The following is a 26,582-nucleotide window of genomic DNA, read 5'->3' as shown; positions in this document are numbered from 1 at the left end:
TCTCAGCCCTTAGGCTGCGAGTGCGTAGGTTTCGTCGTTTGCGACTATTAAAATGCAAAATTGATTTACGAGAGATAATGCGCTCTCGACATGCATCGAAGAGTTTCACAACCAGCGTCGAAGCCAGAACATCCCCAATAGTCAGCTAGTGTAGCAGAAGTTAACGCTTTTTGTTAGGCTGCCATGTAAGCGCTCGTTAAAAACATAAGCCTCAAGGATGACCCACATGACCTACCTCCTCGCCCTCGATCAGGGAACAACCTCAAGCCGCGCTATCGTTTTTAATGATCAGGGCAATGTCATGGCATCCGCACAACGTGAGATTACGCTGAGTACTCCCCATGCCGGCTGGGTGGAACAAAACGCACTAGAGCTCTGGCAAACCCAGATCGGCGTTGCACAGCAAGCCATCGTCAAGGCAGGGTTACTTGCCCAAGATATCGCCGCCATCGGCCTGACCAATCAGCGCGAAACCACCATCATCTGGCATAAGAAAACCGGACAGCCCATCGCACCCGCCATCGTCTGGCAAGACCGACGCACCGCAGAATGGTGTGAGAGTCTACGCCATGCAGGACATGAGCCACTGGTGCAACAAAAAACAGGCTTACGACTCGATCCTTACTTTAGCGCCGGAAAACTGGTCTGGTTGCTTGATCATATTCCCAAAGCCCGCGAACAGGCTCAGCGCGGGGAACTGGCGTTTGGAACCGTGGACTCTTGGCTACTTTGGAACCTGACACGCGGTGCGCGCCACGTAATCGACATGAGCAACGCCTCGCGTACCCTGCTGATGAATTTGCATACTCGGCAATGGGATGACGAACTGCTGGAACTGTTTAATATCCCTCGCGCACTGCTCCCCGAGATTGTACCTTCCGGTGGATTGATTGGTGAGACGGCGGATGGATTACTCGGACGGCGTATACCGCTGACAGCCGCACTCGGCGACCAACAAGCGGCGCTGTTTGGTCAAAGCTGCTTTAAACAAGGTATGGCTAAAAATACCTACGGCACGGGTTGCTTTATGCTGATGAATACCGGTACTCAAGTCCAGATCAGCCAAAATCAACTGCTCTCTACGCTGGCGTGGCAAACCCCAGATCAAACCACCCACTATGCCTTGGAAGGCAGTGTATTTATGGCTGGCGCAATCGTTCAGTGGTTACGTGATGGACTAAACATCATCCGCGATAGCAGTGATGTGGAGAAACTCGCAAGCCAAGTTCCCGATTGTGATGGCGTGGTTCTGGTACCTGCTTTTACGGGGCTTGGAGCACCCTACTGGGATAGCGAAGCCCGTGGAATGATCACGGGTATGACCCGCGGCACCAATCGTTTTCATATCGCACGTGCAGCCCTTGAAGCGATTGCCTTTCAGGTGGCAGATGTTCTCACAGCCATGCAGCATGACGCGCACGGCCCACTTACCGAGCTGCGCGTGGATGGCGGTGCGAGTGGCAATGACATGCTGATGCAGTTTCAAGCCGACTTATTGGGTGTTCCTGTACTCCGTCCCGTGGTGCGAGAAACCACGGCACTCGGCGCAGCCCTGATGGCAGGTTTGGGCGCAGGAATTTTTAAGTCTGTCGATGAGTTATCTGGACTTTGGCAGCTTGAGCGACGCTTTGAACCATCGATGGATTCAGTGACGCGCGCCAGTCATTTGGAGCGTTGGCATCATGCTGTGACCCGTGCAAGAAGCTAAAGATTCCGCCTGCGTTATTGCATTTTTTGGCTGATGTCAAGCAAAGTCAAATGCACAAACCTGCAACAATTCCTTTTAATTTATATTTTTCATCATCCTAAGTGGACTAATTTGTCTGTCTCATGTCATAAAACTGTCATGAGATTTGACAAACTTTGTAGCGCTAAATACCATTTAAATGTAACAAATGATGTATTTTTGGATTACGCACCGATAATCCCTCTGGAGAACTTGATGAAAAAAATATTATTAACCGCGGCTATCGCCTCTTTGTCCCTAAACGCAGCACATGCTTACCAAGTCGAATTAAATGGTGGCGCAGGCTATAACCACATTAACTCTGATAGTGGTGCCTTTGCTGATGGCAAAACGGAAACAGGCAGTATTGGTGGTAGTGCGACATATTATTTTAATCAAGTCCACACGCAAAATGGTCCATTAGCCGAAGCGGCATTTATTGAACGTGCAAGCAATGTATTTGGTGCGTATAGCTACTCAAAAGACACTGTCAAGATTGATACACCTTATGTACAAGATGACTTCGATGTTAAAGCACATCACTTTAGTATAGGTGGTGAATTCTATGTGCCTGATACTAATTTCTACGCATCAGCCAATGTTAACCGTTCAAAAACTGAAGGTTATGCTTCTAAGCTAGGGACATACGGTGCTGAAGTCGGTTACTTGCCGATCACCAACCTGTTAGTCGCTGTTGGTGTTGCTGGAACTTATGGTGGTGATAGCAATAACGATGAAACGGATGCAACCGTACGTGCTAAATACCTCACAAAACTAGGCAACAATGATGTGAACCTCGAAGGTAAGGTCCAGTTTGGTGATCGTTTCAACGCTTATGCGGTCTCCGGTGACTACTATCTTGATCGCACATTAAGCATTGGTGCCTCTTATAACCTACTCACTCAAGATCATTTTGATGACACTTATAACGTTGGCATTAATGCACGTAAATTCGTTGCCGAAAATATTAGCGTTCAAGGCGGTGTGTATGCAGGTAAAGACCTCGGTGACAATGATTACGGTTTCAGCGTAGGCGGAACTTATCGCTTCTAATGGTTTAAACGCTTAAATCAACTAAAGGACCGTCTCATCGTTGAGGCGGTTTTTTTATTTGAGTGACTTAGCCTTGTGCCCAAAGAGTATCTATCAAAAGTCATCTCATCTAAAAATGTCATAAAAATTGTACCCATCCATCTGATCCCCTCTTGTCATGATGAATAATCTCAAAGTACACTCAAGACTCATCACCCCTTATATATTTTGATTTATATGCGTAACTCACATCACAGCGCGTCCCTATCCTGCTCCGCAAGGGTATTGGGTTCGGCTGTGTATGCAATGGCGCATTCAGGATATACAAGCTTCTCGCTTTTGAGCAATAAGTCTAAGAAACGGTTTCTCGTCTAACGGGGGAACTGTCCCGTCAGATGAGAATCTGTCGGGGCAATGATAACAATGACATCCTTATCCACTACTCCTACAGTTTCAAATCTCACGGCGACTTCTAGATCAAGTTGTGCAGCACATTCGTGTGCGGCAATCGCGACGTGGTGTTTTTAACAACCTTCTACCACTGGAGTAACACATGACGGCACCAATAAATCGATTTCAAGGCATATGGATTCCGCTCGTAACCCCTTTTCACGGGCAAGATAATCGACTTGATCTAGAAGCGGTTAAAAAACTCGTCATCCACCTGATCAATCAGGGCATCGATGGTCTCATCGTAGGCGCAACCACGGGTGAGTCAGCAACACTGACCCATGCTGAGCATAATGAGCTGCTTAAAGTCGTGCTTGATACGGTCAAGGATCAGGTTCCGGTCATGGTCGGGATTAGTGGAAGTGACACCGTAGAAGTCGCGAAAAATATCAAACACTACAGCAATCATTTTGAGATTTCAGGATTTCTGATGAGTGCGCCGGCTTATGTACGCCCGTCACAACAAGGCATTATTCATCACTTTGAAGCTGCCGCCGCCGCAACTGACCTACCCATCGCCATCTACAATATCCCCTATCGCACGGGTGTGAATATTGAATTAGAAACCCTACAACACTTAAGTCGTAACCCACAGTTTGTTGCCGTCAAAGAAAGTGGTAATGGCGATATCAGCCAATTGAATGATCAAATCAGTCATACGTCCTTAAATATCCTAAGCGGTGAAGACAGTATCATTTTTGTCTGTTCCTGCTTGGGAGGACAAGGTGCTATCTCAGCCGCCGCACATATCCGACCCGATCTATATAAAAAAATGCATGAGTTGATTGGTGAAGGGGATTTGGTCAAAGCACGACAGATTAATGATGCCTTGCAGCCATTTATTCATTTGCTCTTTTCAGAGCCGAATCCCGCACCTGTTAAAGCAGCGCTCGGCATCATGGGGCTGATCCAAGATAATGTACGCTTACCGATGACAGTCGCAAGCCCTGAACTCAAGGCTAAACTTGAAGTTGCTCTGACAAAAATTCTAGCGTTTAACGTCGACTGATATTGAGCGGTTTAACATCACCCCTTCCTTGTGATCAAGACGTCGGGGTGACAAAGGCCAATGCTCATTTCTGTAAATCAATTTGATAAATCGCAAACCCGAGATCATCCGTGCCCATCGCTTTGACTGGGTATTGAGCATGATCACGGATAAAGCTTTTTGCTTTGTCACTGGCGGAAGTCTCAAAGCGAATATCAAGCGAATGCTTACTCTTGATCTTCGCCAAGCGCCAATTATTGTCGGTGGTCGGTGTCACTTGCCCATGTGCTTTGGTTTCTGAACCAATATACGCGGCGAGAATGGCACGGCTCTCATCAGGCGATGCAAAGGCAATATGACTCTCCCCTGTCCCCGCAAACTTACCGCCATAAGCACGATAATTATTGGTTGCGACTAAAAATGTGGCTTGAGGGTCCACTGCTTTGCCGTGATAAGTGAGCTGGGTGATGCGATGCGCATTGGGGTGGATCAAGGCACACTCACCATCAAAACGCGCAGGCTGGGTCACATCAATCTGATAATGAACACCATCCATCACATCAAAGTTATAACTGCGGAATCCATCCCAATTCATCAAGGATTGTGGTTTGTCGCTGTTCACGTCGATTTGATTAAACATGCCTGCTGAGCACTCTAGCCAGTCTTTTACCTCAGCACCAGTGACTTTCAGCACGACCAAAGTATTGGGGTAAAGATAGAGGTCTGAGGCATTCCGGAAGGTCAATTGCCCCTTTTCCACTTCAACATAACTGGCCGGATCATTCTTTCGTCCACCGGCTTTAAAAGGCGCCACGACTGAAAGTACGGGGATCTTCGCCAAGTCAGGATCACCTTGGATAAAATGCTCGGTATAAGCCCGCTGGGCATTATTTACGATTTGCACGGTGGGATCATCTTGAACCAATGCCAGATAGCTATACATATTCCCCGCTGACTTGCCAATTGGCTGACTGACAAAATCACGGGTCGCCTGATGATCATCGGCCAGAACTTGAACCAGTTTGGGGTCTTCTGCAGCAAGGGACTTTTTAGTCACCGTGTCATAAATCGGTCGCGCCTCGGCCTTGGACTTTGCAACCTGCCAATGACCGCTGTCATTACTGAGAACAAAATCAACGACGCCTAAGTGATCGCCCCACATTCCTGGCATTACGGCAGGAATGCCATTTAAGGTTCCTTGCTGGATATTAGCGCCTTTGATTGACTCAAAATCTTTGCTGGGGAATACCGCATGTGCGTGACCAAATAAAATGGCGTCTATGCCTTTTACCTGGCTTAAGTAATACGCAGAATTCTCCGCCAGCGCCTGATAAGGCTCGCTTGATAATCCCGAGTGTGGGATCGCAATGATGAGATCTGCACCTTTGGCACGCATCTCAGGTACGTACTTTTGCGCCGTCTGGGTGATATCGTTGACCGTGATTTTGCCAGTCAAATTCACTTTATCCCACGTCATAATCTGAGGGGGTACAAAACCAATATAGCCAATACGCAGGGTTTGTATTTTGCCATCGTGATCTTTGACTGGCGTGTCGATGATTCGATACGGCTGAAACATCGGTTTACCCGTTTTTACATCAATGATATTGGCATTGACGTAAGGAAAATTTGCACCAGCAATGGCTGTTTTTAAATAGTCTAAACCATAGTTAAAGTCATGGTTACCGAGATTACCTATCGCATAATCCAGCGTATTCATCGCTTTATAAACGGGATGAATATCGCCTTGTTTGAGTCCTTTTTTTGCCATGTAGTCGCCGAGTGGACTGCCTTGCAATAGATCACCATTATCGACCAAGACACTATTGGCAACCTCAGCGCGCGCTGCATGAATAAGACTCGCCGTGCGCACCAATCCAAAACGATCCGTGGGTTTATCTTTGTAATAATCAAAGTCCATCATATTGGTATGTAAGTCGGTCGTCTCAAGCACACGCAGATCAATGGTCGCGGCTTGCGTCAGATGCCCAAGTGACATCAACAACACCGAGGCAATCAATTGAGACAGGGGCTTTGCTCGAAAACAGGGACGAATCATAAGGACGTTCCGAAAAGGATGGACTCAAGCGTATTTCAAAGAGAAAAATCTAAACGATCAGGTATAAAAACACGATGCGAAAGGAATGCGATCAGACGCAACTCATTGGTCTGGACGATAGCATCATCAGGATGTTTTGAGTACGAAGGCCGCTTAATAATGGTTATGCGCTGAATCTAATAGTGAACCGCAAATGGTAATGGCATGGATATTTTTTTGAACATCTAAGGACATGTTGCGGTTTCAAGGTGCTCTAAATAATCAAATGCATCGGCATGGACATGACCACACATTTCTAAAGAAGGCATCAGGGACGAACAAACAAGGGGACGACTCGCTAAACCAAAAATCTGGCATTGGTTCAAGTCATTCAACTGCACACAGCGTACCCCGGCGGGTTTGCCCAGCGGCATATCGGGGATTGGGCTACTGATACTTGGCGCGATACAGCATGCACCGCATTCCGTCCGACAAGCGAAAGCAGAATGGGTGATAAGCTCAATCGCATCAATGCGCAACAACTCAATAGACATAGGTCGCAATCGCGGTTGAGATCAGTTTATTCTCATCGTTATGCAAGTTCATCCGCATGGTACAGCCCTTACGCCCCATACGCAGTGCTTCGGCGGTCGCAACAAAATACTTGCCGCGTCCCGGCGCGAGATAATCCACGCGCATATCCGATGTTGCAAGGCGCGTCACTTGGCGGATACGATCGACCAGCTCACCTTTGCCGCTTAAATAGATCTCACCCATCGCCACGATACCCCCGATACTGTCTAGGATCGTCGCAGCGACACCACCATGCAAAATTTGAAAAGCGACATTACCAACCAAGTTGGCATCCATGTCCACAAAACCTTTGATCACGCCATCTTCTACACGCATCTTCATGCCGCAATGCTTAAAGAAAGGCGATTTATTAAAAGCCTTGCATAACTGTTTAAACACCACTTCACGGGGAATCTCACCAGAGGCATCCGGCACGAGTTTCATCCCACCGGTCCAATGCTCTGCAGCAACAGAGGTCTCTGTAGTAGATTTGTTGGAGTCAATAACGTCTTTTGGCTGATTAATCAAATCTTTACCAGATAGTTTAGAATCTGTTTTTGCGAGTTTATCAACATCTGCCATCAATCAATCTTCCCGAGCAACACGAATCAGGTTTAAAATAAGCGGTTATATTAATGTGAAAACAGTGTAATAGCATGACTCGTACGTTTAATCGCGCAGCTTTCCCCGCCACTCGCTTACGTCGCTTGCGTAAACATGACCATATTCGCGCTATGGTTTGCGAAACCACATTACTCCCCCAGCATCTTATTGCACCGGTTTTTGTATTACCGGGACACAATCAGCGCCAAGCCATTCATAGTATGCCAGAGGTTGATCGACTCTCTGTTGATCTTCTGCTGCAAAAAGCCGAAACCTTGCTAAGCCTTGGTGTGACCAAACTGGCTTTATTTCCCGTGACCCCACAGGAAGATAAAAGTGCAGGCGCTGAAGCCGCGTGGCGCGAAGATGGGCTCGTCCAAACCACGATTCGTACTTTGAAAAAAGAACTGCCTGAAATGGTCCTGATCAGTGATGGTGCACTTGATCCATACACCTTAAGTGGTCAGGATGGCCTCACCGATGCTGATGGCTATGTCTTAAATGACGCCACCGTTGAAGTTCTGGTCAAACAGGCATTAAGCCATGCTGAGGCTGGCGTGGATATTGTCGCCCCGAGTGACATGATGGATGGACGTATCGGTGCGATCCGCAATGCCCTAGAGAGCCATGGCTACATCCATACCTCGATCATGGCCTACTCAGCGAAGTTTGCCTCTAACTATTACGGCCCCTTCCGTGATGCAGTCGGAAGCGCAGCAAACCTGAAAGGGGGCAATAAAAAGAACTATCAGATGGACTATGGCAATCGCCTAGAAGCGCTACATGAAGTTGCCTTAGATTTACAAGAAGGCGCTGACATGGTCATGGTTAAACCCGGTCAACCTTACTTGGATCTGGTTCGTGAAGTGAAGGATCAGTTTGGTGTGCCGACATTTGCCTATCAAGTCAGTGGTGAATACGCCATGCATATGGCTGCAATCCAAAATGGCTGGTTATCAGAAGCAGTGATCTTGGAATCCTTGATTGGTTTCCGTCGTGCGGGTGCCGATGGCATATTGACGTACTTTGCTGAGAAAGCGGCAAGGATGATTAAAGGGTAAACATGGAAAAAGATTCTTTATATCTATCGTTGGATATAAAGAATCTTCTAAGTGTTTTTAATTTCTTCCCAGTTTAACTTCCACTTAACCCGACCCATTTCAATTGAAATTTGGTCTATTACATCAAAGGAATCTGACCCAAAGGTCCCCGAAAACTCAAAACAGGGCACAAGTTTCTTATAATGCACCACAGACATTTTTTTCTTTAAAACAATTTGTTCAAGTAGCTTAGTGGAATGAGGCAACAACTCTAAGTAAGATCTGACTAAGTTTTTTCTAGATGCAACTAAAGTCATTTCTTGGTATTGATCACATCCCCTATCAAATCCCGCACTAAAATCACAATATAATGACCAATTGGGTTCAAAATATTTTTCCCAAACCAGTTGACCCTTTTTAGTCAATCCTAACCAGAAATCTTCATGATGGAACTGTACGATCAATTTTCCAATTTCGAATTCAACATTAGAATCATAAAAGGATATTAGGTTGATCTTTGAAAGATAGGACAATCTCTCAAATAAATCTTTTTTACTTAGACCATGGTCAGCTTTGTTTAGCTTAGATTTTGAATCCTCCAGATACACATGGATTGGTACAAAATATTCAGATGCATAATCTAAGAGTAATAAATCCGTTTTACTTAAAGTTTTCATTAATTTTAGAAGATTAAAGTATCAACAAACTGGAAAAACACCATGCAACATTAGCATATTCCAACCCGTGAAACTCTAAAAATACATCAAAGCTTCTCCAGCACCTCGGTCAACTCATCCTGCTTGGTCTCACCCACAACGCGCTTGATCTCTTGCCCATCACGATAAAAAATCAATACTGGTGGACCAAACAGGTTCAGACTCTTAAGCACGGCCTTACTGTTTTCATTGCTTTCGGTCACATCCAGCTTCACACGAGTCCAGTTCGACAGACCTTTGATGTCTTGTCCACTGAATAACTCACGCTCCATGATGCGACAACTCACGCACCAGTCAGCGGTCAAATCAACCAGCAAACGAGGATTCTTTTGCTGCATGACCGCAAGCTCAGACAAGCTATGAATCACCGGTGTACTTTGAGCGGCAACAACTTGAGCGTTTTGCTTTTTCAGTCCGGCAAGTGGATGCCACGGATCACTCTGCCCTGCCGCTACGCCCGCAAGTTGTATCAATCCCCATGCAAAGACGATGACACCAAAGACTTGAGCAATAAAACGTCCTCGTCCAGCCCAGCGCCAGAACCAAACGGCGAACGCCATCGACACCGCTGCCCACAGGAACAATACATAGGAATTGTCATAAACACGATTGATCAGTACCAGTGCGACACCAAGCAATAGCAAACCAAATCCTTGACGCACCCAGTTCAGCCAATCACCAGCCTTCGGCAAGAAGCGTCCTTCGGTTGCACCCAAGATCATCAGTGGCACACCCAGACCTAAACCAAGCATAAACAGCGCAGCCGCTCCGAGCACAGGATTGCCCACAGTGGAGACAGACAGCAGCACACCCGCAAGCGGTGCCGAAACACAAGGCGAAACAACCAATGCAGAGACAAAGCCAGTCAACCAGCTCCCCAGTACACTGCCTTGTTTCAACCACTCAAACCGTGAGTTTTCACGCTGCCCAAAGGAGTCTAGTTTATTACTGATGCCATGAGGGAGGCGCAGTGTAAACACATCAAAACTGGCGAGTGCCAACACGACAAATACAATCGCAAAACCAACAAGAATAACCGGGTTTTGTAGCCATCCGAGCAGATTAAACTGCTGACCAAACGTTGCAATAGCTGCCCCAAGTACCGCATAACAACATGCAATACCGACCGCATAAGCACCAGACAACAGCAAGCCATGCTTCATGGATCGTCTGTGCTGACGTGCCACTAGATTGGCAACTATCGGCAACATGGGAAGAACACAAGGCGTAAAGGCAAGCCCCAAGCCTGCAACAAACAGAAGAGCAAGTGCCGTTAGTGGATGCTGACTTAAGCCAAATGGATCTGTTTCCTCTTGCGACGCAGGTGCGGGAGCCACTGTTGGTCCTACAGTTGGTGCTACGGCGGATGATGTTGTCGACTCAGGCGGCAAGGCAGGCGCAACCGCAGAAACTGGCGATGTATCAGGATCTCGGTCAACATTATCCTGCTGCTTATTTGCTCTTAATGCCGCTAAAGAGGCAATCGATTGAACACCCGCATAAGTATCTGATGTCGAGTTGGGCGTCGGCAGCGGGATCAAAATACTTTGCACGCCCGCAGACTTCTCAATATTGGTCCGAATATCGGGGCGACCCTCAATCAAAGGCACATCCGGATTTGCTTTACTCCCTGCTCCATTGACTGAAGGTAAAATTTGTGACGCTAAGGGTAAAGAGTTTGAGGAGAATGCCGCTGATGATGGCACGGAGATATTGCTTGCGGCGGCTGGTAAGGTAAATTCATGATCTTGCGGCGGGTAGCACAAGCCCGCATCCGCACAGCCTTGCCAGCGTACCACCACTTTTCCACTGCCTGTATATGGCACGGTGACCGAGACATCATCATGAAAAACGGGGACTTTACCAAACTCAGGGTCATCCTTAATCTGTGCAGGATGATTGAAAGATGCCTCTTGAAATTTAACGCTTCCACTTTCAGGTGTGAATGCAAAACGACGCTGATAGAGATAATAGCCAGGGGTCACTTGAAAATCTAAAAACAGCTTACCGTCTTTAGCCTCACCCAATACTTTAAACGCTTGGTCGGCGGGTATAAATTTCTGTGGATTACCCATACTTTTGATGGCGCTGTTGCTATCAATTTTGGCATTATCTAATAATGATTTTTTGCCAAAATCAGTGGCGATCGGGCTAGATGCACTATTGTTATTGAACGCCGCATTGGCCTGCGCCTGTTGGCCTAAAAATAGGCTAAACACTAGAAGAGATAGCAAATAAATAGTGCGTTGCATATTCGAGAATACCGAAGGTCTTGCAGAATATAATGTTTGAGAGTGAACAAAGCATTCGAGATACTGATCCCGGTCCATTTGTTGCTTCACACGGAACAGCTCTCCGCTGCTTTTCAATCGCTGCACGCTAAACTGCCTTTGGCATTATTCATTTGATAAGCGAACAAGACTATCACAGGATTATCGTAGACTAAATGCAGAAAGCGTAACCGTTTATATGTGGGATACGCTTGTAATACTGATGTTTTCGACAATATCACTTTATCTACATAACATATATAATAAAGATCAATTGATTATAATCCATAATATACCCATGCTTTTAAAGTACCGAGATTGATCGACTGCCAAAAAGTGCAGTTCCGACCCGAATCATGGTAGCTCCTTGAGCAATTGCTTCTGCAAAATCGCCAGACATGCCCATACTGAGGGTATCCCACTGTGCGGGGTTGGCATGCTTTGCTTTGACCGCTTTAAATAGCGCCCGCGTACGACTAAACGCATCGACATGACCTGCTTCCGGAATGACCATAACACCGCGCAAAGCCAAGTTTGGAAGTGCGCTAATGGCAGCAACAAGCTCCGGTAACTCCTCAGGCAGACACCCGCCTTTGGATTCTTCACGATCAATATTGACCTGAATACAGATATTCAATGGTTCCCTCACGTCGTGACCATCTTGAAAATCAGCTTGATGGTCCGCTTGCCGATGCTGTGATAAGCGCTGGGCAATGATCAACCGATCCACCCCATGCACCCATGCAAAATGAGCCGCAATATCGCGGGTCTTATTGCGCTGGATCTGACCAATAAAATGCCACTCGATAGGTAGATCCTTCAGCTCATTTTGCTTGCTTAACGCTTCTTGCAGATAGTTTTCGGCAAACTGGATTTGCCCAGTTGCATGCATTGCACGAACAAGCTCAGCAGATTGCATTTTAGAAACCGCCAGCAATGTGATGGAGTCCTCAGAACGCTCACAATCTCGACATATATTTTTAATTTTGTTGAGAACTTGTTGCCGATTGGCAGTTAAATCGGTCATCATCAAGGTACTCTATTTTGATCTAGCAAAGTACAGCTCGCAGGAACGCCAGCATACTTAAGTGCCAACGTCTCGTTTGAGTGCGCTAGGTTGAATGATATTGAAAACAGATTAAAAAGTCTTGCCAGTATATGGCAAAAAATTTGCGAAGTTTTCATCTTTCGTTCGTATAAGGATATCAATCACTCATACAAACCGAAGAAGGCTTCGTACACGTAAATAGATGTAGTTTATAGGCACAGGGATTCTTTATGGATATTACAGAACTACTCGCATTTTCTGCAAAAAATGGCGCATCGGACTTACATCTTTCAGCAGGCCTCCCCCCCATGATTCGGGTGGATGGCGAAATCCGCCGGATCAACCTGCCAGCCATGGAACACAAAGAAGTCCATCGCCTCGTTTACGACATCATGAATGATAAACAACGTCGTGACTTTGAGGAGTTCTTGGAAACCGACTTTTCTTTTGAAGTCCCTGGCATTGCCCGTTTTCGTGTCAACGCGTTTAATCAAAATCGCGGTGCAGGTGCGGTGTTCCGGACCATTCCCTCCAAGGTGCTGACCATGGATGATTTGGGCATGGGCCAAGTGTTTAAAGATATCTGTGAATATCCTCGCGGTATCGTACTGGTGACCGGCCCTACGGGCTCGGGTAAATCCACAACGCTTGCGGCCATGATTGACTATATTAATGAACGTCGTTTCGATCATATTCTGACGATTGAAGATCCTATCGAATTCGTGCATCAATCCAAAAAATGCCTTGTGAACCAGCGTGAGGTCCATCGGGATACACATGGTTTTAATGAAGCACTGCGTTCGGCCTTGCGTGAAGATCCGGACATTATTCTGGTCGGGGAAATGCGTGATCTCGAGACCATCCGCTTGGCATTAACCGCCGCGGAAACCGGTCACTTGGTTTTCGGAACCCTACATACCACCTCCGCAGCCAAAACCATCGACCGTGTGATCGACGTGTTCCCTGCCGAAGAAAAAGACATGGTACGCGCCATGCTCTCAGAATCTCTGCAAGCCGTTATTTCGCAAACCCTGCTGAAAAAGAATGCAGGCGGACGGATTGCAGCCCATGAAATCATGATTGGCATTCCCGCGATCCGTAACTTGATCCGTGAAAACAAAGTTGCGCAGATGTACTCCGCGATCCAAACTGGCGCAGGCTACGGCATGACCACACTGGATCAAACCTTAAAGGGTTTGGTACTCAAAGGATTAATTTCACCGGCTGTGGCAAAGGCCGCAGCAAAACAACCAGACTCGTTCCTCTAGTCCATACACTACTGATGAGTTATTTAAAGAAATAGCATGGAGCACCGCAATGGAATTTGATGATCTACTACTGCTCATGGTCGAAAAAGGCGGCTCTGACTTATTCATCACTGCGGGCGTTGCCCCTTCGATGAAGGTCAATGGTAAGATTCTACCCATCACCAAAACCCCGCTTACCCCTGCGATCGTTCAAAGCATCATTCATGGCATCATGACGGACAAGCAGCGTAAAGAGTTCGAAGAGACCAAAGAATGTAACTTTGCGATTATCGACAAAAAAGACACGGCCCGTTTCCGTGTCAGTGCTTTTGTCCAGCGCGATTTCCCCGGCATGATCTTGCGTCGTATCGAGACGCATATTCCAAAAGTTGAAGATCTCAAACTGCCTAAAGTCATCGAAGAACTGGCGATGACCAAGCGCGGCATTATTATCTTTGTGGGTGCAACAGGGACAGGTAAGTCAACATCATTGGCATCCATGATTGGACACCGCAATCGGCACTCGCAAGGTCATATCATCACCATTGAAGATCCGATTGAGTTTATTCATCAGCATGCGGGCTGTATCGTGACGCAACGTGAAGTCGGGATCGATACGGCATCATTCGATGTCGCGCTCAAAAACACGCTCCGCCAAGCCCCGGATGTGATTCTGATTGGTGAGATTCGTTCGCGTGAAGTCATGGATTATGCCATTGCCTTTGCGGAAACAGGTCATTTGGTTCTCAGTACCCTACATGCCAACAATGCCAACCAGGCTCTTGATCGAATTATTCACTTCTTTGAAGCGGATCGACACAGTCAGTTGTATATGGACTTATCGTTGAACCTTAAAGGCATCGTCGCACAGCAGCTCGTACCTACACGTGATGGCAAGGCACGGCGTGCCTGTATTGAAGTATTGCTCAACTCACCATTGATTCAGGATTACATCCGTAAAGGTGAAATCCACGAAATCAAAGAAGTCATGAAGCGCTCGCGCGAACTCGGTATGCAAACGTTTGACCAAGCCTTGTTTGATCTCTATCAAGCGGGTGAAATCAGTTATGAAAACGCACTGCAATATTCCGATGCGCCGAATGACTTGCGTCTGCAAATCAAACTCGGTAATAGTGCCGATACCCGTTATCTGGATCATGCCACTCGTGATTTGAGTATCGAAGGACTCGAATAAGCGCATCTTATCCGGCTAAGGACAGCCTTATTTACGCTGTCCTTGCGCCATTTCAACCACATATCGGGCAATGTCAGTTAAGCGCTTACCCTGATCCATGGCCATTTGTCTCAGTAATTTATGCGCCTGATCTTCAGTCAGTTTGCGGTGTTTCATCAGTAAGACTTTGGCTTTTTCCTGCAATTTCTTCTCCTCCAGTGCAGTACGTGCAGCCGTCAACTCATCATGCATCTGCTGCAAGCTCTGCGCTTGATTTTGCACCAGTTCAAGTACAGATCGCCCCAGTTTTGGACCGAAACCCTCTGGATGCGTATAATCCTGTAAAGCCGCAGGATTTTGAGACTGTGTACTACTCAGCATGACAATAAAGCTTTCTTCAGGATGCGTTTCCAACGTATCAATCAACGCCTGATGCTGAGTTAGTGTTTTTTTGGCATCCAGCACCCGCTGGGAACATAAACGCTGCAAATGCCCTTGCAAGCCCAGCTCAACAATTTTAAGACTATCGATATGCTGTGTGAGCAGTTTAAACCACTGATCCCCAACCCTTGGATCAATCGTCAGCGGTGGATCACTGAGCGCAAGACCTCTGAGCCGATCAATTTCGGCGCGGTAAGGTGATTGTGCATATTGCAGATATAAGGCATACGACGTTGGTTCAGTAAACTCATGAAACAGCTCAAAACAACGCTCTTGCCCTTCAATCAGGTACTGGAGGCGTTCACGTTGTTCTGCCCTAAATTGACCTGAGGAAAACCCTGCTGATCCTACGGCCCGTTCTTGCCCCGTTAACTCCTTGCCCTGCATGAGGTTATACAAAGCCACCAGTACCCGGGCAATCGTCGGATCAACCGCAGCATCTGCCGTTTCAAAAACAATGGACAGCAAACCCGCAATGATGCCGCTATAGACCATCACAGCAGACTGAGTCTGGATACTTTGCTGTTGTACTTGTATCCGAAACTGAGGCAGATTGGCTAATGCATGCAATGCATAGGCGATGCGGTTGAGGAGTCGACCATTGCCTGCATGCTCAGTGATTTCACTCTGAATCTGTTTGAGGGTTTGATCAAATTCAAAGATTTGGTCATCGGTCTGATGGGTGTAGTCAATGAGCACTTCAGCATAGTGCTGTCCTTTAGATCCTAAATACAGATTTGATGCACCACGTTCTTTTTGCAAGGCATGAATCAAATCACTGACCATCACGACCAGTTGCCCCATATTCAAAAAATACTCAAGGCTTTGTATTTCCGACTGCTTTGAGGCAATCAAAAAGTCCGTTGCACTCAAAGGTGGCACGAGCGATTTAGACATATTATCCTCAAAATCAGTATGATGGAGAATACCATTGTAACTTAGATTGATGAATTAATCGTGACCTTGCTATTTTTTGAGCACTAAAAAAAGACACACCCCGCATCATTTCTACTCATAGGTCGATGACATCAGGAAAAAAACGAATAAATAAAGTGCATCTCAATTTGAGCAAAATGAGTGCCACCAGCGAAAAAATACAATTTTCTATTAACAAATCATCACCTTAAATTTACATAAATATTATTGGCATGCTTTATGCATTTTTATTATTAGCATCCAACGGTGGATGAATAACTTTTTATACGATCCCGTGTCTGACGGTGTTTACTCAATCAGACAGGACAATGGCGTCCATACTGCTTTTTTGGCGGTATGGGCGTTTTTTTTGAAAATTTGCCCAGACAAGATTAGGAGTACGACATGCATAAAACACCAAACCATGATACGCACAATGAGTCTGACGCTGCCGAACCGAGCAACATGGCCCACTCAAGCCGTCGTGACTTCCTCAAAAAATCGCTCTTTGCGGCCAGTGCTGCAGGGGCAGCAAGCTCACTGATTCTGCCTTCATCGGCAGTTTACGCCGCAGGCTCTGATGCACCTGAAAAACCTGTGGTCAAAATCGGCTTTATTCCGCTGACCGATTGTGCCTCCGTCGTTATGGCATCCAAACTGGGACTCGACAAGAAATACGGCATCACCATTGAGTTATCTAAAGAAGCTTCTTGGGCTGGCGTCCGTGACAAGCTCATCAGTGGTGAACTCGATGCTGCACACGTCTTATACGGCTTGATTTACGCCGTCAACAATGGCGTTGGCGCAACTGCAACCCCAATGTCGATCCTGATGGGGCTGAATAATAATGGACAAGCCATCACCATGGCAAACAAATTGATTTCTGCAGGCGTCGTCAATGGCGCTGGTCTGAAGAAGTATATCGCAAGTGGAAAATCACTGACCTTTGCCCAAACTTATCCAACAGGTACCCATGCGATGTGGCTGAACTATTGGCTCGCAGCCAACGGCGTCAATCCGATGAAAGATGTCAAAAACATCACTGTGCCGCCGCCACAAATGGTCAGCAACATGCAAGTCGGTACCACGGATGGATACTGTGTAGGCGAGCCTTGGGGTGCTCGCGCTATCGAGTTAGGTGTCGGCTTTACCACCATCACCACCCAAGAAATCTGGACCAATCATCCTGAAAAAGTCTTGGGCTGTAGTCGTGCTTTTGTGGAAAAGAACCCAAATACCGCTCGTGCACTGATCATGGCTGTCTTGGAAGCCTCTAAATATCTGGACGACTACAAAAACCGTGCGGGTGTCGCCACCCTCATCGCCCAAAAATCTTATGTGAACTGCCCTGCCGACACCATTTCAGGCCGCTTCTTGGGTAATTACGACAATGGTGCAGGTCGCCAATGGAAAGATGCCAACAATATGAAATTCTACAATGACGGCAAAGTCAACTTCCCTTACCTCTCCGATGGCATGTGGTTCATGACTCAGCACAAACGTTGGGGACTCATGAAAACCGACGTCGACTATCTCGGTATCGCCAAGCAGATCAACCAAATTGACTTGTATAAACAGGCTGCAAGCCAAGTCAAAGTTCCTGTACCAAGCAGCCCAATGCGCAGCAGCAAATTGCTGGATGGCAAAGTCTGGGATGGTTCAAACCCTGCCGCATACGCTGCAAGTTTTGCCATTAAAGCTTAAAAACATTGAATGACTAACGCCACTGATGGGTATCCGTTGAAACTCTCCTATACCCATCAAGGCTTCACTCCTCCAAATGAGCGATGACATCATGAGTAATGACACGAATGCCACCTCTGTCGATGCCGTAACGTTGGACGTTGCAAAAATAGCGACCTCCGCTGATGACGTACATGACACGAAAGACCTCATCACACCCGTAGAAAAGAAAGAGTCTGAATCCGTGAAAAGAATGAAAGAAGGACTGGTCAGCATCATTAAAGTGATCATTCCCCCCATGATCGGTATTGCGTTGTTCCTTTTTGGCTGGACCTTACTCAGTCAATATCGCCCAACATTACCGAACCCTTGGGTGACCTTTTTATCTGCGTTGGAATTATTTTCTCATCCCTTTTATGTTGAAAGCGCAAACGACCAGGGCATCGGCTGGAATATCCTATCGTCTCTAGGGCGTGTCGGCACAGGCTTTGGCTTGGCTGCACTGATTGGGATTCCTCTCGGCTTTATCATTGGTCGGGTGAAATTCATGCAAGCCATGTTATCACCCATCATTTCTATTTTACGACCCGTTTCACCGCTGGCCTGGTTACCGATCGGCATGGTGGTGTTTCAAGCCGCCAATCCTGCATCGATTTGGGTGATCTTCATCTCCAGTATCTGGCCAATTATTCTGAATACTTCGGCTGGCGTCTCGCAAGTGCCGCAAGATTACCTCAATGTCGCACGGGTATTGCGCCTATCAGAATGGAAGGTCTTTACTAAAATTTTATTGCCTGCGTCATTACCCTACTTATTAACGGGGATTCGTTTGTCGGTCGGTGTGGCATGGCTGGTCATCGTCGCAGCTGAGATGGTCAGTGGCGGAAAAGGCATTGGCTTTTGGGTATGGGATGAGTATCAAAACTCGCAATATGCACACATCATCGTTGGGATTTTCGTGGTGGGAATATTAGGACTGATTATTGAGCAGCTCTTAATTCTGATCACTAAACTGATTTCACGTGGGGAGACAACATCATGAGCGACAATACAATCATCAGCGCGAATAAGCCGTTAGGCACTAAAGATTATGTCTCGATTGAACAAGTCGGCATGAGCTTTAAGACCAAGAAAGGTCAATTTGAAGCCCTACGTGATATTAATCTTAAGATCACCAAGGGTGAATTTATCACTCTCATTGGTCACTCGGGTTGTGGTAAATCAACCCTGTTGAACCTGATTGCAGGACTGACGCTACCCACCAAAGGGGCATTGATCTGTAATGGTCGTGAAATTTCAGGTCCCGGTCCTGAGCGTGCAGTGGTGTTTCAGAACCATTCCTTGCTACCTTGGCTAACCTGTTTTGATAATGTGCACTTGGCGGTTGAGCGTGTTTTTGGCGCAACCGAAAGCAAAGCACAATTGAAAGAACGTACCGAAGCTGCGCTGACCATGGTCGGCCTCACACATGCCATCCACAAGTACCCCAGTGAAATATCAGGAGGCATGAAACAACGTGTGGGTATCGCACGTGCGCTGTCCATGGAACCACAAGTGCTCTTGCTTGATGAACCTTTTGGGGCACTGGATGCGTTGACGCGTGCACACTTACAAGATGAGTTGATTGAAATCGTTCAACAAACTCATGCAACCGTCGTTATGGTCACCCATGATGTCGATGAAGCCGTTTTGCTGTCTGATCGCATCGTCATGATGACCAACGGTCCAGCGGCGACCATCGGTGAGATCTTGACTGTGGACCTTCCTCATCCACGAGATCGTCTGCAATTGGCGAATAACCCGCAATATCACCAATTGCGCTCAAACGTGCTCGACTTTCTCTATCACAAAATGAAGCATCCTGTTTCGGCTTAGAATTCAGGACCAATACCAATAAAACGCAAGGACATGCAGCAACCTTCAAGGATTGAAGGAATCTTCCATTCCCATCAGCTTATTTTAAGGGAATTTAAAATAAGCTGACTTTCACAAATGCTCTCAAATGCTAAAAACTGACTGCAAATACATTCAGCTCTACACCAGTTTGCGGATGAATCATCGTGGACTCAAACACTAACCCGAGTTTCGCCAGTAATTTTTCAGAACGCTGATTACCCATATCAGTAATGGCAAGGATACGCTTAAAATCAAGTTGATCTCGCCCATAATGAAGCATTGCTAGAGCCGCTTCAAAAGCATATCCCTGATACCAGTATGCCTCTGAAAAGGCATAGCCGATATCAGTAGCTTGTAAGAAATCACGCTGAATCAAGCCGCAAACACCGACAGGAATATGGCTTTCTTTTAACGTCACCACTCGAAAACCCATCCCTTCGGCTCTGGATGTCAGTCGATTCAATATATGAATCTTGGCATCTTCCAAGGTCTTCACTGTAGTATTGCCAATAAATTCCAACCATCCTCGCTCATTCATTAAAGCCAAAAGGAAGGCAGCATCATCGGTATTCATTTTCCGTAAAATCAGTCGTTCCGTTTCAATTGCATCCAACACAATATCTCCTGTCAAACACCCATGCCATAAAAAGAAACAAAACTAAAAAGGGACAAAAACTTGTCCCTTTTTAGTTGAATGCACAACCCTATAATTTTAGTGCTGTAAACCCTTAGGAATTGCGCTGAGCAATTGCTTGGTATAGGCATGTTGAGGATTGTGATAAAGCTCATCCGAGTTCGCAAGTTCCACGACTTTGCCATGATTCATGACCATCACCTGATCGGCAATGTATTTCACAACCGACAGATCATGTGAAATAAAGATATAGCTCATGCCAAACTCTTCTTGCAGATCTTGAAGGAGATTCAAGACTTGCGCCTGCACAGATACGTCCAGTGCTGAGACCGACTCATCGCAAATTAAGACCTCAGGCTTCAAGGTTAAGCAACGAGCAATCGCGATACGCTGACGCTGACCACCAGAAAACTCATGCGGGTAACGATAAAAGGCCGCAGTCGGCAAACCCACTCTTTCCAATAACTGCATGGCCAGTTCAGTCCGACGCTCATCATTACGACCAATGTGATGAATCCGCATCGGCTCCAGCAAAATCTGACCTATCGTAAAGCGTGGATTGAGTGAAGCATAAGGGTTTTGAAAAATGATCTGGATACGGCGTTTGTAGTCATTAAACTCTTGATTAGACATCCCGATAATGTCACGCCCTTCAAATAAAGCCTGTCCACCTGTAGCTTGATGCAAACGCATCAATGTCAAACCTACGGTCGTTTTACCAGAACCCGACTCGCCCACAACCCCCAACGTCTTACCGCGCGCAAGTTTGAACGAGACATCGCTTACCGCCTTGAATTCTTTCTGACCAAAGAATCCCTCGCGGGTATAGAAACTCTTGCTCAGGTTCTGTACATCCAGAATAATGTTTTCATCACCAGTCAATCCCCGTGTGCGCTGCTTATCTGCTAGGGCCAAGTGCGCTGTATTTTCCTCGCAGGCATCGTTGATGAAATCACTGATCACGGGCAGACGCCAAGGACGCGTATCCAGTGTCGGACGACAGCGCAATAACGCTTTGGTGTACCCATCCTGCGGGGACTCCAAAATCTGACGTGCAGAGCCTTGTTCACGGATGACGCCATGTCGCATGACAATCACCTGATCAGCAATCTCACCCACCAGCGCCAAATCATGGGTAATAAACAGCACCGACATCTTATGCTTCACACGCAGGGCTTCGATCAGATCAACGATTTGCTTTTGAATCGTCACATCCAGTGCCGTTGTTGGCTCATCGGCAATCAAGAGCTTTGGCTCACAGGCGATGGCCATTGCGATCATGACGCGCTGCTGCTGCCCACCCGACATCTGACTGGGATATGCATCAATCTTGGTTGCTGGGGATGGAATACCGACCTCTTCAAGTAACGCAATGGCACGGGCACGCGCTTGCTTACCCGTCATCCCCATATGCAAACGCAAGACTTCTTCAATCTGGAATCCAACCGTGAATACGGGGTTCAATGAGGTCATCGGTTCTTGGAAAATCATGGCGATGTCTTTGCCGCACATTTTGCGTCGTTCAGCAATCGACATTTTTAGCAGATCTTTGCCTTCAAACTCCAGATAGCTGGTTTCGGCTATCTTTGCGTTATCTGGCGGGAGCAAGCCCATGACTGCCAGTGAACTCACTGACTTCCCACTGCCCGACTCACCCACTAGTGCAACCGTGGTGTTGTAGGGGATATCAAAGGTCACCCCTTTGACCGTTTCGATGAATGTCTTTTTGTCTGCACGGAAACTCACGCGGAGATCTCGGACACGGAGTAAAGGCGCCTGTTCTTGCTGTGGTTGATCTAAAGGATTCATGATCGTCTCTCTTAAATTTTGGCTGAGTTGAATTATTTCAATTTAGGATCAAGTGCATCACGCAGCGCATCCGTGAAGAGAGAAAATGCTGTGACCAGCACCGCCATCGCCACACTAGCTGCAGTCAACTGCCACCACTTACCGAGAATTAATTCGTTCTGCGCCTCATTCAACATGCTGCCCCAAGACACCACACCGACAGGAACACCAAAACCCAAGAAACTCAAAATGACCTCAGATTTAATAAAACTCACCACCAAGATCGACATCTGAACCAATGCCACATGACTGACATTCGGGAAAATATGACTAAACATTTTACTCAAGTGACTTGCGCCAATCGCATCGGCAGCAAGTACGTACTCGCGCGTTTTGTGCTTCATATATTCTGCACGAATCAAACGATACGTCCCTGTCCACCCCGTCAACGCCAAGATCAGCACAATAGACAAAATCCCTTTCTGCTGTAGAACCGCTGCAACAGCAAGGATCAGCAACAAGTAGGGAATCGAGGTAAATACGTTATAAAACCACTCCAATGCAGCATCGACACGGCCACCAAAGTAACCAGAAATCGCACCAAATATCGTCCCCAATGCAACCGCCAATAATGCAGCGATCAAACCCACGACAATCGAAGTCTCAGAACCTTTGATGGTTTTGTCGACGATATCATGACCCCATTTATCAGCGCCAAAAGGAAGAGTTTCCTTACGTACGATAGCGATCTTTTTACCTTCCGTCGCAAGCTTGGCGCGGATTTCATCCATATCTGCTTGCAGAGGATCTTTGATGCCGTAATCATTAAAGACTTCAGGAGTTGCAGAGGGCGCTGCCCCATCCTTAGCTCGTAAATCTTTGATAACACCAGATAGTGGATCCACAGGATTCTCAGGGAGAGCTGCTGCAGGTTTTGCTTCACTGGATTCGGTAATGTCTTCTTTCTCTGCACCAATGAAAGTTGGAGGTGCATAGTTCACACCAACCTCCTGATCCCAATTTTTGGCAATCACGCCGGTTACAGAAAGGATCAGCATCACTAAATACGCGACAACGATAGCCAAAGACACCATCGCCACGCGATCAGCACGTAATCGTCGCCAAGCCAACGCCCAAAGGCCACGTGATACCGCATGCGTCGCAGGAGCTGCTGAATGTGATGAAGCCGCGACAACGGGATTTGAATGAGTCATATCCTTCTCCCTTACTTCAGTTGTACGCGAGGATCAACCGCTTGATACATCAAGTCGGTCAACAAGTTAAAAATCATCGTCGCTGCAGCCACATACACCGTAATTGCTTTGATGACCGGAAAATCACTGCGCTCTACCGCCAAGATCACCTCGCGCCCAATGCCGGGAATACCGAAAAAGCGCTCAATCAAAAATGCACCAATAAGCAATGCGGGCAGGTTAGACATGACATCCGTGATGATTGGAATGGCAGCATTGCGTAGTACATGAACCCATAGAATTCGTCGCTCACCCATACCTTTGGCACGTGCTGTGCGGACATAATCCTGATTAATTTCATCCAGTACGAAGGTCCGGTACAAACGCAGGCTTGGTGCAATACTCACCACCAACATGATTAAAATCGGCAGTAAGGAATAATGGAATAAATTCTGAGTAAAGTTATCACCCCAGCCTTGTACAGGGAACAAGCTCCACTTATACGCAAACCAGTATTGGAACAAAATGATATAAACCAGAATGCTAATCGACATACCAACAGTACATGCGATCATTACCATACGATCAGTTAAGGAGCCACGCACAAATGCAATCGCCAGCGCTAACGCAACAGCAATCAACGTTTGAAGAATGGTCAAAGGAATCAGAATCGTGAGCGAAGGCCCTAAACGGGTCAAAATGATATGTGACACCGACTCGCCCGTACTCCAGCTCGCACCAAAATTAAAGGTTAGGATTTGCTTAATAAAAATCCACAACTGCACATAGTACGGCTGATCAATCCCCAATTGCTTACGAATGTTGGCAATCATGTCCGGATTAGGCATCTTGCCTGCCAAGATATACGCAGGGTCTCCGCCCACCCAGTTGAACAAAAAGAAGATCAACACGATCACACCGAGCATGGTCGGAATCATTTGCCCCAAGCGGCGTAAAATATAAACGGTCATGTGACGTCCTTATTATTCATGTGGTGCAAATCCTTGCATGGGTAAGATCTTTGCGCATCTTGCGGATTGTTTGCAAATGCCAACCCGATCAACATCGTAAGTAACGGTGTCTTGGGTGGCAAGAAAAATGATGATGGTTTCATACATTTCCTATCAATAAATTCATTTCAGTACGATGATGATAAAAAACAGCTAAGCGCGGGCTGAGCTTATTTGCTTTTATCAATATCCATAAACTCCCATTCGCCATGGACGACTGGGTGTTTTTTATAACCCATGACGCGAGGCTGAGAGAGCATATTGCGATAACGGGCATAACCCATTCGATAAGGCATATAGACTTCGAGAATACGGGCCATTTTATGATAAAGCACATCGCGCTCTGGACCGGCAGGCATCTGCTGACTTTGCTCATAGAGTTTGTCGTATTCAGGAATGATGGAACAGCCATTATTGGTCGCATAAGTATTGGGACCATAAAATAACTGCATAAAATTGTCACCATCAGGATAATCGGCAAACCAAGGGTTGGTGCGGCTTTGCAGTTTACATTGCTTTTCGGCTTTTAAAATTTCAGGGAAAGGTTTGACGTCACCGATCATATGGATATGAATTTTATCATAGGTCTTTTTCCACATTTCGGACTGCTCTTGACTTGCTGATCCAGCCCGCACGGAATAGTGGATGACCAATGGCTTACCATCGGGGAGTGTTCTCCAGCCATCTGGACCTATTTTATACCCATATTTATCGAGCAGTAGATTTGCTGCATCAGGATCGTATTGGACACTACTCTTATAGTTCGGGTCATACCCCACTACACCTGGAGGAATCGGATATTCCAGAGGAACAGCATCCCCATTCCATACGACTTGAATTTCCTGTTTGACGTCATGCGCCATGCCTATTGCACGGCGGAGTGCAATTTTGTCTTTGGTCAGCCCACCAACGATGGGATCTTTCATATTCCAATAATAATCACTCTGTTCGGGATCGACAATTCTCGACAGTTGTACCCCTTTTTTAACAAGTTCCGGCTTTAATTTGCCATTCTCAAGGGCCTGCGGCACCAACGGACCTTCTAACTGGAACTGATCCACTTCATCATTTTGGAAAGCCAACCAGCGTGATTGATCTTCGATCATGTCATAGATTTCGACACGGCCAATCTGCGGCATATGCTTACCCTTCATTTGGGCGACAATTTTTTGGTCCTCAGGATCAGTACCTGCTTTAAAGTCCCAGGTATAGCCACGATATTGTGGATTGGCGACCAGTGTTGTGCGTGATCCAGGCACCCACTTCTCGAGTTGATAGGCACCTGTGCCAACGGGATGGCTCATCACCCAGCCAGACCCATCTGCATATTTCTCAATCACTTCACGAGCAACTGCACCTGCAGGTTGATGCGCAAGAATCATCCCAAGATTAAAATCAGGCTTGGTGAGATGAATCCGTAGGGTATATCGATCAATCAGTTCAAAGCCTTCGACTTTACGATCATAATCAAATTTGCCCGTTTTCTTGGCATCAGCAATCAACTGATCCATGCCTTTGATTTTCCCTTCGAACATCCAGCCGTTCGGCGAGTGAATCTTAGGATCCAGCAAACGCTCATAGGAATAGACATAATCGGCCATCGTCAATTCACGCTTCTTGCCACCAAAAGCAGGATCAGGCGTGAAATAAATGCCTTTTTTCAAGCGGATCGTATACGTCTGCCCCCCATCAGTCACTTCTGGCAACGCTTCAGCAGTACGAGGAACCAGCTTTGCAGGTCGTGCAAGATAATCGTAAGTAAACAGCCCTTCATTGATGGCATAAACCACATGGGAGGAATACAAATCATTCACTACGGCCGGGTCATATCCTGTTTCTGCCGCAATAAAGACAAAGCGCAGTACTTTTGCCGGGTCAGCAGGATTCGTCGGTTTTTCAGCAACAGCAACTTGCACAGACAATCCACACACCAAACCAGCCAACAGCATTTTTTTAAACAAAACTGAATTCAACTCAATCCTACTCCTCAATTAACCTTGCTATACCAGAACCGAACTCACCAACGCGGGCAAACTCAGCCTCGTACTGAAGCTTCAACGCATGCAGCCTGAATGCTACATTTGTGCCAAAATCATTCACCCCAAGTAGCGTTTTTG

General features: G+C 46.7%; 21 protein-coding genes and 1 other RNA gene. 9 read left to right on the top strand and 13 right to left on the bottom strand.

Features of this window, described 5'->3' with window-relative positions; all coding sequences use genetic code 11:
- Positions 1–136: a transfer-messenger RNA gene (gene ssrA, locus ACLHG7_RS10765) on the bottom strand; the annotation flags it as partial.
- A 90-nt stretch (positions 137–226) separates the two neighbouring features.
- On the opposite strand from ssrA, the gene glpK reads away from it, so the two are divergent.
- From glpK to dapA, 3 genes are all read left to right on the top strand, one after another.
- Positions 227–1,708, top strand: coding sequence for a glycerol kinase GlpK (glpK, locus tag ACLHG7_RS10760; RefSeq protein WP_410211018.1), 1,482 nt, complete (start codon positions 227–229; stop codon positions 1,706–1,708).
- Between the two features lie 234 nt (positions 1,709–1,942).
- Entirely contained in the window at positions 1,943–2,779 is an 837-nt protein-coding gene (locus ACLHG7_RS10755; RefSeq protein ID WP_410211017.1) for a putative porin, read from the top strand.
- A gap of 532 nt (positions 2,780–3,311) precedes the next feature.
- Positions 3,312–4,217 carry a 4-hydroxy-tetrahydrodipicolinate synthase gene (gene dapA, locus ACLHG7_RS10750; RefSeq protein WP_410211016.1) on the top strand — a complete coding sequence of 302 codons (906 nt, stop codon included), beginning with the start codon at positions 3,312–3,314 and terminating at the stop codon, positions 4,215–4,217.
- A gap of 64 nt (positions 4,218–4,281) precedes the next feature.
- Here dapA and ACLHG7_RS10745 read toward each other — a convergent pair whose 3' ends face one another.
- The 3 genes from ACLHG7_RS10745 to ACLHG7_RS10735 all read right to left on the bottom strand — a co-directional run bounded on the left by ACLHG7_RS10745 (position 4,282) and on the right by ACLHG7_RS10735 (position 7,251).
- Entirely contained in the window at positions 4,282–6,255 is a 1,974-nt protein-coding gene (locus tag ACLHG7_RS10745) for a bifunctional 2',3'-cyclic-nucleotide 2'-phosphodiesterase/3'-nucleotidase (RefSeq protein ID WP_410211015.1), read from the bottom strand.
- 224 nt (positions 6,256–6,479) lie between these two features.
- Complete coding sequence (locus ACLHG7_RS10740; RefSeq protein WP_410211014.1) at positions 6,480–6,788, bottom strand: YkgJ family cysteine cluster protein; 309 nt, start codon at positions 6,786–6,788, stop codon at positions 6,480–6,482.
- Complete coding sequence (locus tag ACLHG7_RS10735; RefSeq protein ID WP_114900546.1) at positions 6,778–7,251, bottom strand: thioesterase family protein; 474 nt, start codon at positions 7,249–7,251, stop codon at positions 6,778–6,780. Before ACLHG7_RS10735 ends, ACLHG7_RS10740 begins: the two co-directional genes overlap by 11 nt.
- A 212-nt stretch (positions 7,252–7,463) precedes the next feature.
- Between ACLHG7_RS10735 and hemB the strand changes: the two genes are divergently transcribed.
- Positions 7,464–8,471 (top strand): porphobilinogen synthase, encoded by a 1,008-nt coding sequence (gene hemB / locus ACLHG7_RS10730; protein ID WP_114898017.1) that lies wholly within the window; start codon positions 7,464–7,466, stop codon positions 8,469–8,471.
- A 47-nt stretch (positions 8,472–8,518) separates the two neighbouring features.
- On the opposite strand, the gene ACLHG7_RS10725 is transcribed toward hemB, so the two are convergent.
- The 3 genes from ACLHG7_RS10725 to ACLHG7_RS10715 all read right to left on the bottom strand — a co-directional run bounded on the left by ACLHG7_RS10725 (position 8,519) and on the right by ACLHG7_RS10715 (position 12,463).
- Positions 8,519–9,127 carry a hypothetical protein gene (locus ACLHG7_RS10725; protein ID WP_410211013.1) on the bottom strand — a complete coding sequence of 203 codons (609 nt, stop codon included), beginning with the start codon at positions 9,125–9,127 and terminating at the stop codon, positions 8,519–8,521.
- A gap of 86 nt (positions 9,128–9,213) precedes the next feature.
- Positions 9,214–11,544 carry a protein-disulfide reductase DsbD gene (gene dsbD, locus ACLHG7_RS10720; RefSeq protein WP_410211012.1) on the bottom strand — a complete coding sequence of 777 codons (2,331 nt, stop codon included), beginning with the start codon at positions 11,542–11,544 and terminating at the stop codon, positions 9,214–9,216.
- A gap of 196 nt (positions 11,545–11,740) precedes the next feature.
- The gene (locus tag ACLHG7_RS10715; protein WP_410211028.1) at positions 11,741–12,463 is read right to left on the bottom strand and encodes a YggS family pyridoxal phosphate-dependent enzyme; all 723 of its coding nucleotides are present in this window, start codon (positions 12,461–12,463) and stop codon (positions 11,741–11,743) included.
- A gap of 251 nt (positions 12,464–12,714) precedes the next feature.
- Between ACLHG7_RS10715 and ACLHG7_RS10710 the strand changes: the two genes are divergently transcribed.
- The gene (locus ACLHG7_RS10710; RefSeq protein WP_114898015.1) at positions 12,715–13,752 is read left to right on the top strand and encodes a type IV pilus twitching motility protein PilT; all 1,038 of its coding nucleotides are present in this window, start codon (positions 12,715–12,717) and stop codon (positions 13,750–13,752) included.
- Positions 13,753–13,801: 49 nt separating this feature from the next.
- Entirely contained in the window at positions 13,802–14,926 is a 1,125-nt protein-coding gene (locus ACLHG7_RS10705; protein ID WP_410211011.1) for a PilT/PilU family type 4a pilus ATPase, read from the top strand.
- A gap of 27 nt (positions 14,927–14,953) precedes the next feature.
- On the opposite strand, the gene ACLHG7_RS10700 is transcribed toward ACLHG7_RS10705, so the two are convergent.
- A complete protein-coding gene (locus tag ACLHG7_RS10700; RefSeq protein WP_410211010.1) occupies positions 14,954–16,243 on the bottom strand; it encodes a nitrate- and nitrite sensing domain-containing protein in 1,290 nt (429 codons plus the stop codon).
- 423 nt (positions 16,244–16,666) lie between these two features.
- On the opposite strand from ACLHG7_RS10700, the gene ACLHG7_RS10695 reads away from it, so the two are divergent.
- The 3 genes from ACLHG7_RS10695 (at position 16,667) to ACLHG7_RS10685 (ending at position 19,819) form a co-directional block, all read left to right on the top strand.
- Positions 16,667–17,965 carry a CmpA/NrtA family ABC transporter substrate-binding protein gene (locus ACLHG7_RS10695; protein ID WP_410211009.1) on the top strand — a complete coding sequence of 433 codons (1,299 nt, stop codon included), beginning with the start codon at positions 16,667–16,669 and terminating at the stop codon, positions 17,963–17,965.
- Between the two features lie 91 nt (positions 17,966–18,056).
- The gene (gene ntrB, locus ACLHG7_RS10690; RefSeq protein WP_410211008.1) at positions 18,057–18,986 is read left to right on the top strand and encodes a nitrate ABC transporter permease; all 930 of its coding nucleotides are present in this window, start codon (positions 18,057–18,059) and stop codon (positions 18,984–18,986) included.
- Positions 18,983–19,819, top strand: coding sequence for an ABC transporter ATP-binding protein (locus ACLHG7_RS10685; RefSeq protein ID WP_410211007.1), 837 nt, complete (start codon positions 18,983–18,985; stop codon positions 19,817–19,819). The genes ntrB and ACLHG7_RS10685 overlap by 4 nt, the downstream gene beginning before the upstream one ends.
- Before the next feature lie 130 nt (positions 19,820–19,949).
- Here the strand turns inward: ACLHG7_RS10685 and ACLHG7_RS10680 are convergent, their stop codons facing one another.
- The 5 genes from ACLHG7_RS10680 to ACLHG7_RS10660 all read right to left on the bottom strand — a co-directional run bounded on the left by ACLHG7_RS10680 (position 19,950) and on the right by ACLHG7_RS10660 (position 26,414).
- Positions 19,950–20,453, bottom strand: coding sequence for a GNAT family N-acetyltransferase (locus ACLHG7_RS10680; protein WP_410211006.1), 504 nt, complete (start codon positions 20,451–20,453; stop codon positions 19,950–19,952).
- A gap of 99 nt (positions 20,454–20,552) precedes the next feature.
- Positions 20,553–22,283, bottom strand: coding sequence for an ABC transporter ATP-binding protein (locus tag ACLHG7_RS10675; protein WP_410211005.1), 1,731 nt, complete (start codon positions 22,281–22,283; stop codon positions 20,553–20,555).
- A 32-nt stretch (positions 22,284–22,315) separates the two neighbouring features.
- Positions 22,316–23,476, bottom strand: coding sequence for an ABC transporter permease (locus ACLHG7_RS10670; protein WP_410211004.1), 1,161 nt, complete (start codon positions 23,474–23,476; stop codon positions 22,316–22,318).
- An 11-nt stretch (positions 23,477–23,487) separates the two neighbouring features.
- Positions 23,488–24,426, bottom strand: a complete 939-nt coding sequence (locus ACLHG7_RS10665) for an ABC transporter permease (RefSeq protein ID WP_114898005.1) — start codon at positions 24,424–24,426, stop codon at positions 23,488–23,490.
- Positions 24,427–24,635: 209 nt separating this feature from the next.
- On the bottom strand, positions 24,636–26,414 hold the full coding sequence (locus ACLHG7_RS10660) for an ABC transporter substrate-binding protein (RefSeq protein WP_410211027.1): 1,779 nt from the start codon (positions 26,412–26,414) through the stop codon (positions 24,636–24,638).
- Between the last annotated feature and the right edge of the window lie 168 nt (positions 26,415–26,582).

The organism is Aquirhabdus sp. (assembly GCF_046462495.1).
Taxonomy (GTDB): domain Bacteria; phylum Pseudomonadota; class Gammaproteobacteria; order Pseudomonadales; family Moraxellaceae; genus Aquirhabdus.
This window is presented reverse-complemented; position numbering and strand designations above follow the sequence as displayed.

Bases quoted from the DNA above. Each gene is read 5' to 3' on its own strand.
- ACLHG7_RS10695 (WP_410211009.1), top strand. From the start codon at position 16,667: ATGCATAAAACACCAAACCATGATACGCACAATGAGTCTGACGCTGCC.
- ACLHG7_RS10705 (WP_410211011.1), top strand. From the start codon at position 13,802: ATGGAATTTGATGATCTACTACTGCTCATGGTCGAAAAAGGCGGCTCT.
- ntrB (WP_410211008.1), top strand. From the start codon at position 18,057: ATGAGTAATGACACGAATGCCACCTCTGTCGATGCCGTAACGTTGGAC.
- ACLHG7_RS10735 (WP_114900546.1), bottom strand. From the start codon at position 7,251: ATGAAACTCGTGCCGGATGCCTCTGGTGAGATTCCCCGTGAAGTGGTG.
- ACLHG7_RS10675 (WP_410211005.1), bottom strand. From the start codon at position 22,283: ATGAATCCTTTAGATCAACCACAGCAAGAACAGGCGCCTTTACTCCGT.
- ACLHG7_RS10670 (WP_410211004.1), bottom strand. From the start codon at position 23,476: ATGACTCATTCAAATCCCGTTGTCGCGGCTTCATCACATTCAGCAGCT.
- ACLHG7_RS10665 (WP_114898005.1), bottom strand. From the start codon at position 24,426: ATGACCGTTTATATTTTACGCCGCTTGGGGCAAATGATTCCGACCATG.
- glpK (WP_410211018.1), top strand. From the start codon at position 227: ATGACCTACCTCCTCGCCCTCGATCAGGGAACAACCTCAAGCCGCGCT.
- ACLHG7_RS10710 (WP_114898015.1), top strand. From the start codon at position 12,715: ATGGATATTACAGAACTACTCGCATTTTCTGCAAAAAATGGCGCATCG.
- ACLHG7_RS10715 (WP_410211028.1), bottom strand. From the start codon at position 12,463: ATGACCGATTTAACTGCCAATCGGCAACAAGTTCTCAACAAAATTAAA.
- ACLHG7_RS10755 (WP_410211017.1), top strand. From the start codon at position 1,943: ATGAAAAAAATATTATTAACCGCGGCTATCGCCTCTTTGTCCCTAAAC.
- ACLHG7_RS10700 (WP_410211010.1), bottom strand. From the start codon at position 16,243: ATGTCTAAATCGCTCGTGCCACCTTTGAGTGCAACGGACTTTTTGATT.
- hemB (WP_114898017.1), top strand. From the start codon at position 7,464: ATGACTCGTACGTTTAATCGCGCAGCTTTCCCCGCCACTCGCTTACGT.
- dapA (WP_410211016.1), top strand. From the start codon at position 3,312: ATGACGGCACCAATAAATCGATTTCAAGGCATATGGATTCCGCTCGTA.
- ACLHG7_RS10740 (WP_410211014.1), bottom strand. From the start codon at position 6,788: ATGTCTATTGAGTTGTTGCGCATTGATGCGATTGAGCTTATCACCCAT.
- ACLHG7_RS10660 (WP_410211027.1), bottom strand. From the start codon at position 26,414: ATGCTGTTGGCTGGTTTGGTGTGTGGATTGTCTGTGCAAGTTGCTGTT.
- ACLHG7_RS10725 (WP_410211013.1), bottom strand. From the start codon at position 9,127: ATGAAAACTTTAAGTAAAACGGATTTATTACTCTTAGATTATGCATCT.
- ACLHG7_RS10745 (WP_410211015.1), bottom strand. From the start codon at position 6,255: ATGATTCGTCCCTGTTTTCGAGCAAAGCCCCTGTCTCAATTGATTGCC.
- ACLHG7_RS10685 (WP_410211007.1), top strand. From the start codon at position 18,983: ATGAGCGACAATACAATCATCAGCGCGAATAAGCCGTTAGGCACTAAA.